The following is a 17,129-nucleotide window of genomic DNA, read 5'->3' as shown; positions in this document are numbered from 1 at the left end:
AGGTAGAAGAAAGGAGAGGGGTGAGCGAATGGGGCGTGATCTAGTATTTACATCGCTAGTTGGTAGTCATAATTACAATTTAGATGATGAGTATTCAGACAAGGATTATAAAGTCTTTGTACTTCCGACGTTTGGAGATTTGTATGAACGAAATGAATATAAACATGCTTATCAGCAGAATGGCTGTGATTATGATGTCCATGATGTGCGTAAGCTTGTTTCGTTGTTATGGAAAGCGAATGTCAATTTTATTGAAGGATTATTTTCTAGCGAGATCCGACTACCTAGCAACCAAGACCATTACCAATTGATTCAACGTGATGTTGAAGCGTTATTGGCGATGCGAGAAGAGATTGCTTCGATGAACGTCAGTTACCTTTACCGGGCAAGTGTTGGAATGTTTTTTACGAAAATGAAGCAATTTGAACGTGACATTCAGAAAGAAAAAGAGACAAATGAGGATGAGCTTGAGCGTGACATACGTAAGCACGCCTTGGTTGCGTATCGAATCTTAGATTTTCTAGAACGCTATGAGCAGCGGGGGTTTAGCGATTTTGCTGGAGCGATGCGCTATAATGAGCGCGAGCGAAGTGAAATGCTTCGAATCAAGCATGAGCCATATCATTATCAAGAGTTAACATCCATGCTTACTGACAAGAAAAAAAGAGTTGATCAGTATGAAGATATTTATCTTCGTCAAAAACCAAACGAGAAAACGAAGAAAAAAGTAGAAGAAACCATCTATGCAATAGTATATGCGTATATAAAAGGGCAGTTAACCAGTAAATGAAAAAGGAAGCCGCGTGTGCGACTTCCTTTTGTTAAGTGATTCTGTAATCTATGATGCCTGTCTTATTTCACAGAATCTTTTAATTGTTTTCCTGCTTTAAATGCTGGAGTTTTACTTGCTGCGATTTCGATTTCTTCACCAGTTTGAGGGTTGCGACCTTTTCTTGCAGAACGCTCTCTCACTTCAAATGTACCGAAACCGATTAGTTGCACGTTATCACCTTTTGCTAGTGCGTCAGTAATTGATTCAAATACTGCGTTAACTGCGTTTGTTGCGTCCTTCTTTGCTAATTCCGTCTTTTCTGATACTTCATTTACTAAATCTGTTTTATTCATACTTCATCAACCTCCGTTACTCTATTAGTAGTATGGCGCGTATTAGCTTCCATTTTTCCCACAATGTTCCCTTTTATACCTATCATACACTAGTTCTCCGCGCCGTTGCTGACTTTTTTATGATTTTTTTGAGAACTTTCTCATGAAAAAGTTGCCAAAAGAGAACATTTTGGCGAACCGTAGTACCTTTTCGACTTTATTGTCTTGTTTTCCTTTTTTTCTTAGGCACTAAATGTTCATAACTTGTCTATATAATGTAGCTGTGTACATATAGTATAATACTATACACATGTTTACAACTATAGGAGGGAATCTTTTTATGGATCGTACACGCTTTTTGCTTCGTGTGGCTGCGATTTATGCGTTAATTGGGATCTTTATGGGCTCGCACATGGCTGGTGCTGGTTCGCTTGCTTTACGCCCGATTCATGCGCATATTTTAGTTGTCGGTTGGTTATCGTTATTTGCATTTGCTGCCTTTTATAAATTGTTTGTGATTCCGAAAACTTCAAAGCTAGCAAACATTCATGTTTGGGGAGCTTTTATCGGATCGATTGGTTTAAATCTTGGTATGTACTTATATTATATGTATCCGGGTTCGACGTTTAATTTGATTTTCTATATTGTTGGGGGTACGATCCTCATGCTAAGCTTTGTTGCGTTTGCGCTGATGACGTTTGTTCATGGGCGTGCGATTAAGGAAGCGGAGTAAAAGCAAAGCGCCAGGAGCTACGGCTATGCCTGGTGTTTTTGTTGTGATTGGGCTTGAGAAGTGCTAAAAAAGGGGGGGGCGGAGCCGTTCGACCCTTACCGTGGTAACAATTTCGAGTCCTTGTGAAAGCCAAAGAGCGGCTTTCAACGCTCTCGCTATTGTCTCCACTACGTCGGCTAGCGCCGCCGCAAACGATTGACATCGTTTGGGGTCTTACTCTCTGTTGGCGAATCTAGTCTATTTTAAAGGTGATCACGAACGATGATGGGATTAGTGAATGATGTGGTGCCCGTATGAGTATGATTAAATTCGTATAAATGAGAACAATGTAGAGGAAGAGCCGCTTGACCCTGGACGTGAAGTCAATAGCGAGTGCTTATGAAAGCAAAAATACGGGCTTTCAACGCTCTCGCTATTGTCTCCACTACGTCGGCTAGAGCCGCCGCAAACGATTGACATCGTTTGGGGTCTCGCTCTATGTGGCTGAATCTAGATGTTTTAAGAGAGGTTACGAATGGTGTAAGGGTTAATAGACGGTGAGGGTGCCCGCATTGTGTTCGTGTAGGTACTGTGAGTGATTCAAGGGTTAGATTAATGGATCCGCGCTCGACCCTGGACGTGATAATCAATCCGAGTCCTAATGACAGCCAAATGGTGGTTGATGAAATTAAGAAAACAGTGCTGGATTGAAAACACAATTAGATTCGAGAGAGTGGACCAACTATATGTAGGCTAGATAAGGGGAGGGATCTCTTCCTAACCAACTAATAACTAGATACTAACTACTAACCATCAACGTTCGTAATCAGTTGCTTGTTGGCTGAAATTGGCGTTAGAAGCGTGTTTGGTGAAATTAATTAAACGTTTGATTAAACATTCATTGACTCTTGTATTCGTGGTACGATATAGGTGTGAAGAGAGAAAGTGGGGGAGCGTATGGAGCGGATTTATAAAGCAAAGGAATCAAAGACGATTTGGACGGTATTAATTATTATCGCGACGTTTAATATTTTTTTCCTGGACCATCGTCTAGCATTTTTTCCTTATCTATTTTTAGTTTTATTGATTTTAGCTTTATTTGTAAATTATGAGTTAAGGATAAGTGATGATCGCATTCAGTTCAAAATTAATCTATTCTCGTTAACGGTTGTCACTAGGGAAGCGATGGCTGATAACATTAAAGAAATGTATTTTATGAATCTGGCTGGTAAGGTATCGGTGTTAGTGATGATGCATAAAGGCTTTCGGTTAAAGCTTGCCAAGTTTGAGCCGACTGATTTTGATCGTGATTTGCTCACCTTTGCGACAAACCATGGGATTAAGGTGAATAAATTAAATGGCTATGAATAAATTGATGATAACGGTTAAAGCTGGGATGAGTGTCTAGGGATTGAGAAAAGATGCGAGGAAGGGCGAAGTGACAGATGCTTATCATTGGTCATCAAGGTGCAGCGGGATTGACTCGAGGGAACACGCTTGAATCGTTTCAAAAAGCGATTGCGTTAAACATTGATATGGTTGAGCTTGATGTTCGGAAAACAAGCGATGGAGAGCTCGTTGTTTTTCATGATCCTGCGGTGGATGGTGTGAACCTTACGGAGCTCACTTATCAACAATTAAATGAACGGACGAACAATCATGGCTTTACCGTCCCTCGACTAGATGAGGTGGTAAGGCAATGCCAAGGGAAGATCAAACTTGATGTTGAATTAAAGGAAAGTGGTTATGAGGAAGAAGTAATTGAACGAGTTGCAAAAGCTTTTTCTTATGATGATTTTTTGTTAACTTCGTTTTCCGATGCAAGCATTAAAGCTTGTAAAGAGAAAAATCCCAAAGTGAAAACTGGTTTGATCGTTGGAAAACGTTACGAGAAGAATCAACTAAATCAGCTTGTCGCTGACCTTTTTCCAACAAGGCGCTTGCTTGATGCAAACGCTGATGTCATTTGTGTGAATTATCGTCTTTTGCGAGCAAGCTTTCTCCGTCGCATGAAGCGGATTGGTGTCGGAGTCTATGTCTGGACGGTTGATGACAAGAGGCGGATGATGCAGATCGCTAATCGTCAAGTTGATGGGCTGATCACAGATTATCCTGATCGTGCCTGTGAGCTGTTTGGGTGTTAGTAGAGCTTTGCTTCATTATCGTCAACTTTTTTAGAATCTTCTGTTTAGACAATCATATCTGATATCATTTATACTTATCTTAGGAAGAATAGTAGATTATCATTTTTGGAAATGGAGTGTGTAAGATGCCTACAGTAGAAAGTTTTGAGCTTGACCATACGATTGTAAAAGCGCCATATGTTCGTCATTGTGGGGCGCATAAGGTTGGGAACGATGGAATTGTAAATAAATTTGATATTCGTTTTTCGCAGCCGAATAAGCAGGCGATGAAGCCGGATACGATTCATACGATGGAGCATTTATTGGCTTTGAATATTCGTCGTTTTGCTGAGGATTATGATCATTTTGAGATTATTGATCTTTCACCGATGGGGTGTCAGACGGGGTATTATTTGATTGTTAGTGGTGAGCCGTCTGTTGAGGAGATTATTGATGTGCTGGAGAAGACGATGGAGTTTTCTCTTGATTTGACAGAGGTTCCGGCTGCGAATGAGAAGCAGTGTGGTCAGGCGAAGCTTCATGATCTTGAAGGGGCTAAGCGTCTTATGAAGCATTGGTTAAGTCATGATAAGGAATTTTTGAAGGAAGTATTTTAATAGCTTTCACAAAATCGAGTTCAGAGTTGGACTCGATTTTTTGATTAAATAAAAAAACTATTCCTCTTGTATAGTGGATCCGCTCGACCCTAGACGTGGAACCAATTACGAATGCTTTTGAAAGCCAAGAACAGGCTTTCACCGCATTCTGCATTGTTCCCACTACGTCGGCTATCGCCGTCGCAAACGGTTCCCACCGTTTGGGGTCTCGCTATCTGTGGGTAGCAACTATCTTTTTGGTGTGGTTACGAATGGTGAGGGGATTTATGAAAGAATTTAGTGCCCGCATGTGTAAATGGGATGGAGCCTCTAAGGTCCTCTAAACGTGGAATCAATTACGAATGCTGTTGAAAGTCAAAGGCGGGCTTTCAACGCTCTCTGTATTGCCACTAAGTCGACTACCGTCGCCGCAAACGATTCACACCGTTTGGGGTCTCGCTATCTATAGGATGCAACTAACTTTTTTTAGTTTAATTACGAATGGTGTAAAGGATAATGTACGGTAAGAGTGCCCGCATGAGTTTGGATAGGTCCGTATGGTGAGGTGGATCCGCTCGACCCTAGACGTGGAACCAATTACGAATGCTTTTGAAAGCCAAGAACAGGCTTTCACTGCATTCTGCATTGTTCCCACTACGTCGACTATCGTCGCCGCAAACCGATTGACATCGTTTGGGGTCTTGCTATCTGTGGGTAGTAACTATCTTTTTGGTGTGGTTACGAACGATGAGAGTATTTTTTAATGAAAAGGTGCCCGCATGGTGCCCGTCCCAAAGCATAGATGGATTCGTGAAAGTGGAGTAGCTTTATATTCGGTAATATCAGTCATCACCGCCTACCCCCTAACCAACTAATATCTAACTAACTAACCAACTAATACCTAACCAACTAACCAACTAACCAACTAATACCTAACCAACTAACCAACTAACCAACTACCCCCTAAAAACCTTTGACATGTTGTTTGTAGGGTTATTTGATAATTTTTGGCTTACGTACAGATACTATATATGCTGTTCGAATATTTTCGTTGGATAGGTAATAGAAAATCGTTTCAGAATTTTTGAAAAGCAGAAGCAGTTATACGGGTAGATATGATATTATAGACAAAACAGCTGTAAGCATATGTTGATACGTATGTGGAGATAAGGCATGAAAGGAGTAACAGATGAAGATGGAGAGTAAAGACATAGAAATCCTACATATCATTGAAGAGAATGGGAGAGTCTCATTATCAACGCTAGCTAAAATGGTTGATTTAACTGAAGATGAAGTAAAACAAATTTTAAAAAAACTCGAAGATAAAAAAGTGATTCTGAGCTATTCTGCGGTGATCGACTGGAGTAAGGTTTATGATCACGAGGGAGTCACAGCAATGATCGATGTTAAAGTCACACCACAACGAGGGGTAGGCTTTGATGAAGTGGCGGAGCGAATTTATCGTTTTCCACAAGTAAAAGCACTTTACTTAATGTCTGGTGCGTATGATTTATCTGTCGTCATTGAAGGGAAGACAATGCAGGAAATTGCTCGTTTTGTATCGGAGAAGCTGTCAGCACTTGATTCGGTCATTTCGACAACAACGCATTTCCAGCTGAAAAAATACAAGCATGACGGCGTTGTGTTTGAAGAAGGCGAAGATGATCAAAGAATTGTGGTGACACCGTAATGAAACAATCAGTACAAACGAACAACCGATTATCTGAAGCTGTCCAACGCATCCAGCCGTCAGGGATTCGTAAATTTTTTGATTTAGCTTCGAAAATGGATAACATCATTTCACTTGGCGTCGGTGAGCCAGATTTTGTCACACCTTGGAATGTTCGTGAAGCGAGTATCTCCTCAATGGAACGTGGTTTTACCGCGTATACAGCAAATGCTGGTTTGATTGAATTACGCGAAGAGATCTCGAAATATTTATATAACCGTTTTCAGACGGCCTATGACCCGGAACATGAGGTCCTTGTTACGGTTGGGGCGAGTGAAGGCTTAGACGTTGCGGTCCGAGCGATTGTTGATCCCGGTGATGAGGTGATTGTCGTTGAGCCGACGTTCGTATCTTATGCGCCGATCGTTTCTTTAGCAGGTGGAATCCCAGTGTCTGTTGGCACCCGCAAAGAGGACGATTTTAAATTAACACCAGAGCAAATTGAAGCGGTCATTACTGATAAAACGAAGGCAATTATGCTCAGCTTTCCGAACAATCCAACAGGTGCGGTGATGACAAAAGAAGAGCTCCAAGCGATTGCTACTGTGATTAAAAAGCATGACTTACTGGTTCTCTCTGATGAAATTTATGCAGAACTAACGTATGACGGGGAGCATTATAGCTTTTCACGACTACCAGATATGCGTGAGCGAACAATTTTGATTTCAGGTTTTTCAAAAGCCTTCGCGATGACTGGCTGGCGTCTCGGTTTTGTGACTGGACCTGAAGATATTGTTCGTGCGATGTTAAAAATTCACCAGTATACGATGATGTGTGCGTCAACACTTGCGCAGCATGGGGCGCTTGAAGCGTTACGAAATGGTTTAGATGATGTTAATAAGATGGTCGATAGCTATCGTCAACGTCGTAATTTTGTCGTCAAGTCGTTTGCTGAGATTGGCTTGCCATGTCATACGCCAGGTGGGGCTTTTTATGCATTCCCATCGATTAAAGAGACAGGGTTAAGCAGTGACGATTTTGCTGAAAAATTGCTCATGACAGAACGTGTTGCGGTCGTACCTGGTAATGTGTTTGGTGAGGGCGGTGAAGGTCATATTCGTTGTTCATATGCCACATCGATGGAGAACCTTGAACAAGCAGTTGAGCGGATCGGACGTTTTATTAAATAAAAAAATGGGGCTGCCATGTGATCTGGCAGCCCTTTTTACATTAGGGGGAATACTTACATCGATACTAGCATTATTCCCGGGACGACTGATTTTATACATATTATTTAAAAAAATTTTTAGTTTTTTAGGCAAGTCGTCTTTCGATTAGCGCCTACTTTGGTTTTCAAAGAGCGATATGGTATGATTTTCATACAAAAGAGAAGTTACAAAAGGGGCAATGCAGCATGGATAAACAATTCAGTGATTTTCAGTTAGCACCATTTCTAACGAAAGCCTTAGCAGACATGAACATAACGGAACCGACCGATATTCAATCACAAATGATTCCAGAGCTTTTAGATGATCAAGATGTGATTGCCCGCTCGCAAACAGGGACAGGGAAAACCTTCGCCTTCTTATTGCCGATGTTAACGAAGGTTGATCCGACAAATAATGATTTACAAGCGTTAATTTTAGCACCTACGCATGAACTCGCCATGCAAATCTATGATGTGGTCACAAGCCTCATCCAAGGAACAGAGGTCAAAGCTTCAGCATTTATCGGAAGCGCAAATATTAAGCGCCAGCTCGAAAAATTAAAAAAGCAGAAGCCGCACGTCGTTGTCGGCACCCCGGGGCGTATCGTGGAGTTAGCAGAAAAGAAAAAGCTTAAACTTCACCAAGTGAAGACGTTAGCCGTTGATGAAGCAGATCGGATGTTAAATGAGAAGCCAACATGGAATGACTTTGAAGAAATTGCCAAACGAGTCGGGAGACAAGCCCAATTCATCTTCGTATCAGCAACGATTACGGAAGACTTTTCTGAGCTCGTTCGTCAGCATGCGCTCACACCTGTTTATTTGGAAAGTAAGGGTGGTTTGATTGAAGCAGAAAAGGTTGATCACTATTACCTTACATGTGAAGAACGTGAACGTGTCGATCTCGTTAGACGACTGATTCGGACACTCGAGGTTGAACGAGGCATCGTTTTTGTCAATCATCTTGATAAAGCCAATGAGGTGACAGAGAAGCTACGTTATAAGGGGATCAAAGCCGATTCGCTTTCTGGCGACAGTCACAAAACAGAACGTGCAAAAACGATTAAAGACTTTCAAGAGGGTAAGCTGAACATCATCGTCGCGACGGACCTTGCCGCTCGTGGCCTTGATGTCGATGATATTACTCATATCATTAACTTGCATCTCCCGGTTGATGCGGACGCGTATTTACACCGTGCGGGGCGTACAGGTCGTATTGGTAAAAGTGGTACCGTCATTTCGATTGCGACACCGAAAGAACAATTTATTATTAAAAAGTTCGAAAAGGCTCTTCAGTTTACGATCACTGAAAAGGAATATACACGCGGGGCGTTAGCGGACAAGGAATCAACACCTAGGCAAAAGCGATAAGCCTATAAGAACAGATCATAAAGAAACAAAAAAATCCCCAGTTCCAAAGACGAACTGGGGACTTCTTTATATATGGCTTTAAATCACGCCGATAACATTTAAGAATACGATCGCAATCGCGACTGGTGCAAGATAGCGAATTAAAAACAGCCAAATCGCAAACCATTTCTTTGCAATGTTTGTTCCTTGTGACATCTCCTTCCAAAGGACATCCTTTGGAATTTTCAATGGTACAAAGATTGAAATTAATAAGGCACCAATTGGTAATAAAATGTTACTTACTAGGAAATCAACAGCATCAAAGAATGGTAAACCAAAGATTAAAAAGTCATTCATGACGCCGAAAGATAGTGCGGATGGAATCCCCATCACAAAGATGAGTAGACCAGCTGACCAAGCGGCTTTCTTACGCTTCTCTTGGTCATTTTTCGTAATCGATGCAACGATGATTTCAAGCAATGAAAACGCTGATGTTAATGTTGCAAATAGTAGTAACGCGATAAATAATGTGAAAAAGACAGAGCCGAATGCCATTTGTGAAAACACAGCTGGAAGAACAGCGAAAATTAACCCTGGGCCTTCGCTAGGCTCGAATCCAAATGCAAATACAGCAGGGAAAATCGCAAGACCCGCTAATAATGAGATAAACAAGCTCAAACCAACAACAGATCCGACTGAGCGTGGCAAGCTTTCCTCTTTAGGTAAATATGAACTGTACGTAACCATAATCGATACACCAAGACTTAAAGAGAAAAAGGATTGTCCCATCGCAAATAAAATCGTTTCAGATGTAATTTCTGACAAATCTGGTTGTAAAAAGAAGGTTACTCCTTCCCATGCACCATCTAATGATAATGAGCGAATAACAATGATCAGAAATAAAATAAATAGTGCAGGCATCATATATTTACTTGCACGCTCAATCCCTTTTTGGATCCCGCCTTGAACAACCCAAATCGTAAGAATCATAAAGATAAAATGAGCGATTAATGCTTCCACTGGGTTCGCAATGACGTTGTTAAACAACGGTCCGTACTGGTCAGCTTCTAATGAGGCAAGACCACCGGTAATACTGCGAAATAGGTAAATGAGTATCCATCCACCAACAACACTATAAAAGGATAGTAATAAAAAGGATGTAATGACCCCGAGTCGTCCAATCCAATGCCACTTTGTTCCTGGAGAAACCTGACGGTAGGCTGAGACCGCTTCTTTTTGAGTGCTACGCCCGAGAATAAATTCAGCTAATAATAATGGCATCGCAATCAAGAGTGTAAATAATAGGAAAATAAGAAAGAAAGCCCCACCACCATTTGTGCCAGCGACATATGGGAGCTTCCAGATTGCGCCTAGCCCGATGGCTGAACCGGCAGCGGCTAAAATAAATCCAATTTTAGACGTCCATTGTTCTCTTTTCTTCATTTTGATATGACCTCTCTATTCTGTGTAGTATAATATTATAATATAGCATTCAATTATTACTTATAATAAATACAAAGTCAATTGTTTGACAATGATTTGTACTTTTGCTTTCTTTTCAAACCTATGTTAAACTTAACAGGTTAAAAAATAGTTAGGAGATGTTTTTAATGGCGGAAAATTACGAAGTTGGTAGTATTGTTGAAGGGAAAGTTACAGGCGTCAAGCCATTTGGTGCTTTCGTAGCTTTGGATGAAAAAAAACAAGGGCTTGTTCATATTTCTGAAGTTGCTCATGGATATGTAAAAGATATTAATGAAATTCTTTCTGTTGGGGATGAAGTGAAAGTGAAAATCCTATCTGTAGATGAAGAATCAGGTAAGATTTCATTATCAATCCGTGCAACACAAGAAGCTCCAGAGCGCAAAGAGCGCCCAAAACAACAAAGAAAACCTGCTGGTGGCGGAAAGCGTCAAGAGCAATCGAAGAGCCAAGGTTTTAACACACTTGAAGATAAACTTAAAGAGTGGTTAAAGCAATCAAATGAGATCCAAGCAGATCTAAACAAACGTGCTAAAAAATAACGAGTAAGATCGGACATAAAAACGAGGTAGTCAGTCATGGCTACCTCGTTTTTATTATACACGTATTGCTTTTTCATTAGCGCTCAGTTTCAGGTTCGCGTGCAAACTCTTCGCTAGGTTTAAAGAGGAGCGAAATGCAATAAAGCCCTGCCAGTCCGACTAACGCATAGATGAAGCGCGAAAATCCAGCTGCTTGTCCACCGAAAATTGCAGCGACAAGGTCAAAGCGGAAAAAGCCAATAAGTCCCCAGTTGATCGCGCCGATGATTGCAAGTAAAAGCGCAAAGCGTTGTATACCACTCATGTGTAACACCTCCTTTTTAAGAATGTTATTTATGAAATGGCGTACTATTAAGGTGTGGAAGCGAAGATTGATTTATTCGCTTTCAAGATGGGTAAGATTAGGTAAATCACGGGACGGTTTGCTTTACAAGCCGTTTTTTAGTAAGTGATAATAAGGGAAATGCCCTAAAGGAGTGAATGCAGATGGATGAGTTTATTTATAACAATCCGACAAGATTGATCTTTGGAAAAGGTCAGATCGACAAGCTCGGTGGAGAAATCGAACAATTAGGGAAGAATGTACTTGTCGTCTACGGTGGTGGCAGTATTAAGCGAAATGGAGTTTATGACCAGGTGATCGCTCAACTTGAGGCAATCGATGCACGTGTCTTTGAACTATCCGGGGTAGAACCGAACCCACGTCTCTCAACTGTACATAAAGGCGTGGAGATTTGTAAAAATGAAAACATTGACGTCCTTCTTGCCGTTGGTGGCGGAAGTGTGATTGACTGTACGAAAGCGATCGCTGTTGGTGCAAAATATGATGGTGATGTTTGGGATATCATTACGAAAAAGGAGCAGCCGGCAGCAGCATTACCGTTAGGAACGGTGCTGACACTTGCGGCGACGGGTTCAGAAATGAATGCAGGATCTGTGATTACAAATTGGGATACAAAAGAAAAGGTAGGTTGGGGATCTCCATTTAATTTCCCAACATTTTCAATTTTAGATCCCGTTTATACGTACTCAGTACCAGAGGATCAAACCGTTTACGGCATCGTCGATATGATGACACACGTGCTAGAAGCGTACTTCCGAAAAGCAGAGAATGTCCCATTACAAGACCGAATTTGTGAATCAATCCTGACAACGGTCATTGAAACGGCTCCACAGTTGATGGAAGATCTCGAAAATTATGAGCATCGAGAGACGATTTTATATTGTGGAACGATGGCTCTTAACGGAATTACGCAAATGGGAGCACGAGGCGATTGGGGGACTCACAATCTCGAACACGCTGTCTCAGCGGTCTATGACATCCCACACGCAGGTGGTTTAGCGATTCTCTTTCCGCAATGGCTCCGTTATTCACTAGATACAAAAATTGAACGCCATGTTCAGTTAGCTGTTCGTGTTTTTGGCGTTGATCCTAATGGAAAATCGGATCGTGAGGTTGCACTTGAAGGGATTGAGCGATTAGAGCAATTTTGGAAGAGCCTTGGAGCACCATCGCGATTAGCTGATTATGACATCGATGACAGCCAGTTTGAAGTGATTGCTGATAAAGCTTGTGCTAATGGCCCGTTTGGAAACTTTAAAAAGCTTGATAAAGAAGATGTGCTAACGATTCTGAAAAACTCAAGATAATACCTTTGCGAGTGCCTTAAAGAACATTCCCCCTTTAAGGCACTTTTTTTTGTGAAGAGTCTGAACTCATTCATATGTCACTAACCAATGCATCTACAAAATGGTCTAAAAGTGACGAAAATCGTAACTGATAAACTGTACTAAAATTGGACACGCTTACATATAGAATGGTTATTGAGTTTTTATTTTAGATTTACTAAAGTGTAAAAGGATGGTTTTATTTTAAAGTTATAGGAGGAAAGCAATGACTGAAAAATTACAGTTTGACTATTCAAAGGCATTGGAATTTGTAAATACACACGAGGTTGAATACTTAACAGACGCTGTAAAAACAGCGCATGAGTCGCTACATAATCAAACAGGTGCTGGCAACGACTTTTTAGGGTGGCTACACCTTCCGTCGAATTACGATAAAGAGGAATTTGCCCGCATTCAACAAGCGGCTGAAAAAATTAAATCAGACTCTGATGTATTACTTGTCATCGGTATCGGAGGGTCATACCTTGGCGCACGTGCGGCGATTGAAGCGTTAACGCATTCGTTTTACAATACGCTTTCAAAAGAGGAGCGTAAAACACCGCAAGTGTTCTTTGTTGGTCAAAACATCAGTTCTACATACATTAAAGATTTATTCGCGTTACTTGAAGGAAAAGATGTCTCCGTCAATGTGATCTCAAAATCAGGGACAACGACAGAACCAGCGATTGCTTTCCGAATTTTCCGCGAGTACTTAGAGAAAAAGTACGGCAAAGAGGAAGCGCGTAACCGAATTTATGCAACAACTGATAAAGAAAAAGGCGCATTAAAAACGCTAGCCAATGCTGAAGGCTACGAGTCATTCGTGATTCCTGATGATGTTGGTGGACGTTTTTCAGTCTTAACTGCAGTAGGTTTACTACCAATTGCTGTTAGTGGCTTAAACATCGAAGAAATGATGAACGGTGCAGCGGCTGCCGAGAAGGATTTTGATAATCCTGCATTAAGTGAAAATGCAGCGTACCAATATGCAGCCGTTCGTAATGCTCTATATAACAAAGGCAAAAGTATTGAACTGATGGTCAATTATGAGCCAGCGCTTCACTACGTATCTGAATGGTGGAAGCAACTATATGGTGAAAGTGAAGGGAAGGATGGAAAAGGGATTTTCCCAGGATCTGTTGATTTCACAACTGACCTTCATTCGATGGGACAATACGTCCAAGACGGACGTCGCCAGCTATTTGAGACAATTCTTCATGTTGAACGTGTTCGTGAAGAAATCAAAATTGAAGCGTTTGATGATGACCTTGACGGGTTAAACTATTTAGCTGGTGAAACGATGGACTTTGTTAATAAAAAGGCATTTGAAGGCACGATGCTCGCGCATACAGATGGTGGTGTGCCGAATTTAATCGTTAAGCTTCCGGAGCTAAATGAATATCATTTCGGTTACATGGTTTATTTCTTTGAAAAAGCGTGTGCGATTAGCGGCTATTTACTAGGCGTAAATCCTTTCGATCAGCCTGGGGTGGAAGCATATAAGAAAAACATGTTCGCCCTTCTAGGTAAACCAGGATTTGAAGAGGAAAAAGCGAAGTTAGAAAAACGATTATAAGAGTTCAAATGAGGGAGGGGCCCTCCCTTGTTTGAACAGAAAATAAGGGTGTCTTAAATGGTAGCAACCAGCCATTTAGGCACTCTTTTTTTTATGCGTAGTTTTAGCGATGTTGGGCAAAGTAAAGGTAGAGAACCTGAACTGGTTGAAAGGAGAAAGATCGATGATTGAAATGCCTTCAAATATAGAGCAACAGCAATTTTCATTGCATCATTTAGAAAAGAAGCTAAAGCCACTAGGTTATGATATTGGCGGCAACTGGGATTATGATCATGGAACATTTGATTATAAAATTGATGACAATGGGAGCTATTTGTTTTTACGTATACCGTTCTATGCTGTAAAAGGAGAAGTCGGTGAAAAAGGGGTGATCGTTCAACTTGGACGCCCATTTTTATTAGCCCATGAATACAAGTCGGAACTCGACGATCGTATTATGGATTACAATTCATTTATGAACCAATTCCAAGAGCCACGGAATAAAGACGCTGTCTTCCCTAATGAATACATTATGACAGGAAAAACGCTTGTCCAAGAGCTCGAAGATACACTATTAACATGAAGAGTTGGGGCAAAAGGTTGGTTTTTACCTTTTGTCCCAACTCTTAGCAATGTGCGTAACCGCCACCCTCTTTAAAAGCTTGATGTGAGTGGGTTTCTCACAACGGACATGTGGCGTGTGAAGCCATTGCCAATATCACGCTCATTGCTACTAGGCTAGCACAAAAGGTAAAAAAACAACCTTTTGTGCCAGCCTAGTCATTGATAAGTAACTCAACAATGTCTTCAGGTACATATGTCTTACCGTCTTGAATCTCAGGGGCAACAGGGAACTCCCGAAGGCTGCGGTTATAGCTGTAGGCCGTGTCACCATTTGAGATTTGGATCGAAAGGTTCTGCTTTTGGACCGTGACTGAACGTGTCTCTTGATCCCAGCCGACTGTAAAACCAAGCGATTGGGCAATGGAACGAATTGGAATCATTTTTGTGTCATTTTTATAATAATTGTCATTTTCAATGAGCCGTTCCACTTCCTCCTGTTTCTTGTCGGTATGATCAAGGGCGACAATTTTTTGTGGTGTTGTTTGCGCTGGGATGCTCTTTGTCGCGATTGTATAGAAAACAATTAATTCTTTCCCAGACAAGTCTTCCTCTGTGATGGCTGCACCATTTTCATTAACAAGAATCGTTTCTTCATTAATCGTGAGCGCTAATTGATTGTCTAGGCTAACGAGGTTTTCATCGAACTTGGACACCTTTACTTGGCTGCCTTCTTGCTCATCCTCAATAATTACAATCTCAGGTGCGATCGTTGGTGGATAAATCATGATATGTGCCGTATCCTTATCATAGTAGCCTGTAATCGTTTGTCCTTCCGTGAGCTCGTCTTTGTTTACTTGTTCGGTTGTGCGACTATCAAAGATAAGCGCATCATCTGTCATTGGGAAAATCATGATCGAATCTTCCTCTGGACCTTCGATAACTAGCGAGGTTGAGTCATCATCTTCTCTCACCTCTGAAATCACACCTGTGTTTTTCAAGTAAATGCTTGCTTCAAGCTGGTCAGCGTCTTCTGGCTCGGCTTCGGCTTGTGAGGGTAATTCTACTGTTTGTGCGAGTGCTGACCCGTGAGCGACACCAGCTGATGCTACAAATGCCGCAAGCGTTAGTACACTTAACTTCTTCATCATTATCCTCTCCTTTTAAAAAAAGCTACATGATCTTTGCTTTTCTAAAAATAGACGAGTCAAGGCTTAGGAACGTTACAAGGTGATGGCAATTTTAACTATCTTTTAGTGTATCATAGCTTCGAGCAGATTCTCGGGCGGAAATGTTACAAAATACTTGTCTTTATCCACACTTTTTTGATAAGATAACAGGGAAGAAACGCATGGAGGACCGACTTAATGGTTGAATCAATCGTATTTGCCTTTACAGTCTTTGTTGGCTGGGTCATTTTTGACTTTACGAAGCATAAAAAACTGATGAAGGAACAAGTGCTAGGGGCATTAGTAGTCGGATTAATCGCCGGTGCAGGCTGGTACCTTCTTGGCGTCCTTTTTAGTTAATACTACGGGGCATTAGCTCATACGAGTAAAGCTGCGACGAGTTGTTTCGACGCATAGACGACCTAGAGTGACGAGTAGAGGAAGAAACAGGGACCTTCTTTGACAAAACTTCATTATTACTACGGGGCATTAGCTCAGCTGGGAGAGCGCTACACTGGCAGTGTAGAGGTCAGCGGTTCGATCCCGCTATGCTCCACCATACATAAACATAAATATTTTAAAAAGTATACATACTGCGCATATACAACGACCTATTTCTCGATCTCACGAGGGATAGGTCGTTTTTTATGTAGAGATTTTTACCTATAGGGGGCTTTTTTGATGGTATTAAATTTATTAGGAACTTTAGGTTGACCCAATAAATTAAATCACTTACTATAAAATATAGATAGTAATGATTACGATTTACAAACTGTCAATCATCAATGATTACATAGTATAGTAATCAAACAGTTTTTTAGAAGGTAATTATCGAGATCAATAAATTTGTTAAAGGAGAATGAAACTTGAGTGTATTCGAGCATAAAAAAGAAGCGCCCAAAGAAATCAGATGTAAAATTATAACTGTCAGTGATACCCGTACAAAAGAAACAGATAAAAGCGGTTTATTGATTCGAGAATTTTTAACTAACGGTGGGCATTTAACCGCTGATTATGAAATTGTTTCAGACGATAAAGAAAAGATTAACGAAGCCCTTATCAAAGGAATTCATTCACCAGAGATTGATGCAATATTGTTAAATGGTGGTACTGGTATAGCAGTTCGAGACGTTACTATTGAGACGATCCAGGCCCAATTAGACAAAGAAATCGTCGGTTTCGGAGAATTGTTTAGAATGCTTAGTTTTACTGAAGATATAGGTTCTGCAGCTATTTTAAGTCGTGCTATTGCAGGGGTTATTGATCATACCGCTGTATTTGCTATGCCAGGCTCAAGTGGTGCTGTAAAATTGGCGATGAGTAAATTGATTATTCCGGAACTATCACATGTGATACGAGAAATTAGAAAAGACATATAGAAGTAGGGAAGG

At 41.0% G+C, this 17,129-nt stretch carries 18 protein-coding genes and 1 tRNA gene; 15 read left to right on the top strand and 4 right to left on the bottom strand.

The window, feature by feature from the left end:
• Nucleotides 1–28: 28 nt before the first annotated feature.
• Nucleotides 29–790 carry a DNA polymerase beta superfamily protein gene (locus KH400_RS02010; RefSeq protein ID WP_217221499.1) on the top strand — a complete coding sequence of 254 codons (762 nt, stop codon included), beginning with the start codon at nt 29–31 and terminating at the stop codon, nt 788–790.
• A gap of 62 nt (nt 791–852) precedes the next feature.
• On the opposite strand, the gene hbs is transcribed toward KH400_RS02010, so the two are convergent.
• The gene (hbs, locus tag KH400_RS02005) at nt 853–1,125 is read right to left on the bottom strand and encodes a non-specific DNA-binding protein Hbs (protein WP_217221498.1); all 273 of its coding nucleotides are present in this window, start codon (nt 1,123–1,125) and stop codon (nt 853–855) included.
• A gap of 319 nt (nt 1,126–1,444) precedes the next feature.
• On the opposite strand from hbs, the gene KH400_RS02000 reads away from it, so the two are divergent.
• The 7 genes from KH400_RS02000 to KH400_RS01970 all read left to right on the top strand — a co-directional run bounded on the left by KH400_RS02000 (nt 1,445) and on the right by KH400_RS01970 (nt 8,782).
• Nucleotides 1,445–1,837: a hypothetical protein gene (locus tag KH400_RS02000; RefSeq protein ID WP_217221497.1), complete on the top strand. Its 393-nt coding sequence runs from the start codon at nt 1,445–1,447 to the stop codon at nt 1,835–1,837.
• 936 nt (nt 1,838–2,773) lie between these two features.
• On the top strand, nt 2,774–3,187 hold the full coding sequence (locus KH400_RS01995) for a hypothetical protein (protein ID WP_217221496.1): 414 nt from the start codon (nt 2,774–2,776) through the stop codon (nt 3,185–3,187).
• A 74-nt stretch (nt 3,188–3,261) separates the two neighbouring features.
• Nucleotides 3,262–3,960 carry a glycerophosphodiester phosphodiesterase gene (locus KH400_RS01990; protein WP_217221495.1) on the top strand — a complete coding sequence of 233 codons (699 nt, stop codon included), beginning with the start codon at nt 3,262–3,264 and terminating at the stop codon, nt 3,958–3,960.
• 125 nt (nt 3,961–4,085) lie between these two features.
• Nucleotides 4,086–4,556: an S-ribosylhomocysteine lyase gene (locus KH400_RS01985; protein ID WP_217221494.1), complete on the top strand. Its 471-nt coding sequence runs from the start codon at nt 4,086–4,088 to the stop codon at nt 4,554–4,556.
• A 1,168-nt stretch (nt 4,557–5,724) separates the two neighbouring features.
• Nucleotides 5,725–6,225, top strand: a complete 501-nt coding sequence (locus tag KH400_RS01980) for an Lrp/AsnC family transcriptional regulator (RefSeq protein ID WP_246589125.1) — start codon at nt 5,725–5,727, stop codon at nt 6,223–6,225.
• Complete coding sequence (locus KH400_RS01975; RefSeq protein ID WP_217221493.1) at nt 6,225–7,394, top strand: aminotransferase; 1,170 nt, start codon at nt 6,225–6,227, stop codon at nt 7,392–7,394. The genes KH400_RS01980 and KH400_RS01975 overlap by 1 nt, the downstream gene beginning before the upstream one ends.
• A gap of 224 nt (nt 7,395–7,618) precedes the next feature.
• Nucleotides 7,619–8,782, top strand: a complete 1,164-nt coding sequence (locus KH400_RS01970) for a DEAD/DEAH box helicase (protein ID WP_217221492.1) — start codon at nt 7,619–7,621, stop codon at nt 8,780–8,782.
• 78 nt (nt 8,783–8,860) lie between these two features.
• Here KH400_RS01970 and KH400_RS01965 read toward each other — a convergent pair whose 3' ends face one another.
• Nucleotides 8,861–10,204, bottom strand: a complete 1,344-nt coding sequence (locus KH400_RS01965) for a sodium-dependent transporter (protein ID WP_217221491.1) — start codon at nt 10,202–10,204, stop codon at nt 8,861–8,863.
• A 167-nt stretch (nt 10,205–10,371) separates the two neighbouring features.
• On the opposite strand from KH400_RS01965, the gene yugI reads away from it, so the two are divergent.
• The gene (gene yugI, locus KH400_RS01960; RefSeq protein ID WP_217221490.1) at nt 10,372–10,785 is read left to right on the top strand and encodes a S1 domain-containing post-transcriptional regulator GSP13; all 414 of its coding nucleotides are present in this window, start codon (nt 10,372–10,374) and stop codon (nt 10,783–10,785) included.
• Nucleotides 10,786–10,861: 76 nt separating this feature from the next.
• Here the strand turns inward: yugI and KH400_RS01955 are convergent, their stop codons facing one another.
• Nucleotides 10,862–11,089, bottom strand: a complete 228-nt coding sequence (locus tag KH400_RS01955; protein WP_217221489.1) for a DUF378 domain-containing protein — start codon at nt 11,087–11,089, stop codon at nt 10,862–10,864.
• Between the two features lie 182 nt (nt 11,090–11,271).
• Between KH400_RS01955 and KH400_RS01950 the strand changes: the two genes are divergently transcribed.
• From KH400_RS01950 to KH400_RS01940, 3 genes are all read left to right on the top strand, one after another.
• On the top strand, nt 11,272–12,435 hold the full coding sequence (locus KH400_RS01950; RefSeq protein WP_217221488.1) for an iron-containing alcohol dehydrogenase: 1,164 nt from the start codon (nt 11,272–11,274) through the stop codon (nt 12,433–12,435).
• Nucleotides 12,436–12,679: 244 nt separating this feature from the next.
• Nucleotides 12,680–14,029 carry a glucose-6-phosphate isomerase gene (locus KH400_RS01945; RefSeq protein WP_217221487.1) on the top strand — a complete coding sequence of 450 codons (1,350 nt, stop codon included), beginning with the start codon at nt 12,680–12,682 and terminating at the stop codon, nt 14,027–14,029.
• A gap of 163 nt (nt 14,030–14,192) precedes the next feature.
• A complete protein-coding gene (locus tag KH400_RS01940; protein ID WP_217221486.1) occupies nt 14,193–14,591 on the top strand; it encodes a YugN-like family protein in 399 nt (132 codons plus the stop codon).
• Between the two features lie 193 nt (nt 14,592–14,784).
• Here KH400_RS01940 and KH400_RS01935 read toward each other — a convergent pair whose 3' ends face one another.
• Nucleotides 14,785–15,720 (bottom strand): copper amine oxidase N-terminal domain-containing protein, encoded by a 936-nt coding sequence (locus KH400_RS01935; protein WP_217221485.1) that lies wholly within the window; start codon nt 15,718–15,720, stop codon nt 14,785–14,787.
• A gap of 216 nt (nt 15,721–15,936) precedes the next feature.
• Here KH400_RS01935 and KH400_RS01930 point away from each other — a divergent pair, with 216 nt between their 5' ends.
• From KH400_RS01930 to KH400_RS01920, 3 genes are all read left to right on the top strand, one after another.
• Nucleotides 15,937–16,098: a hypothetical protein gene (locus tag KH400_RS01930; RefSeq protein WP_217221484.1), complete on the top strand. Its 162-nt coding sequence runs from the start codon at nt 15,937–15,939 to the stop codon at nt 16,096–16,098.
• A 123-nt stretch (nt 16,099–16,221) separates the two neighbouring features.
• Nucleotides 16,222–16,297, top strand: a tRNA-Ala gene (locus KH400_RS01925).
• Nucleotides 16,298–16,604: 307 nt separating this feature from the next.
• Complete coding sequence (locus KH400_RS01920) at nt 16,605–17,117, top strand: MogA/MoaB family molybdenum cofactor biosynthesis protein (protein WP_217221483.1); 513 nt, start codon at nt 16,605–16,607, stop codon at nt 17,115–17,117.
• The last annotated feature ends 12 nt before the right edge of the window (nt 17,118–17,129 follow it).

The sequence above is a fragment of the Desertibacillus haloalkaliphilus genome, from assembly GCF_019039105.1.
Classification (GTDB): Bacteria; Bacillota; Bacilli; order Bacillales; family KJ1-10-99; genus Desertibacillus; species Desertibacillus haloalkaliphilus.
The sequence above is the reverse complement of the archived record's forward strand: the minus strand, read 5'-3'. Positions and strand labels throughout refer to the sequence as shown.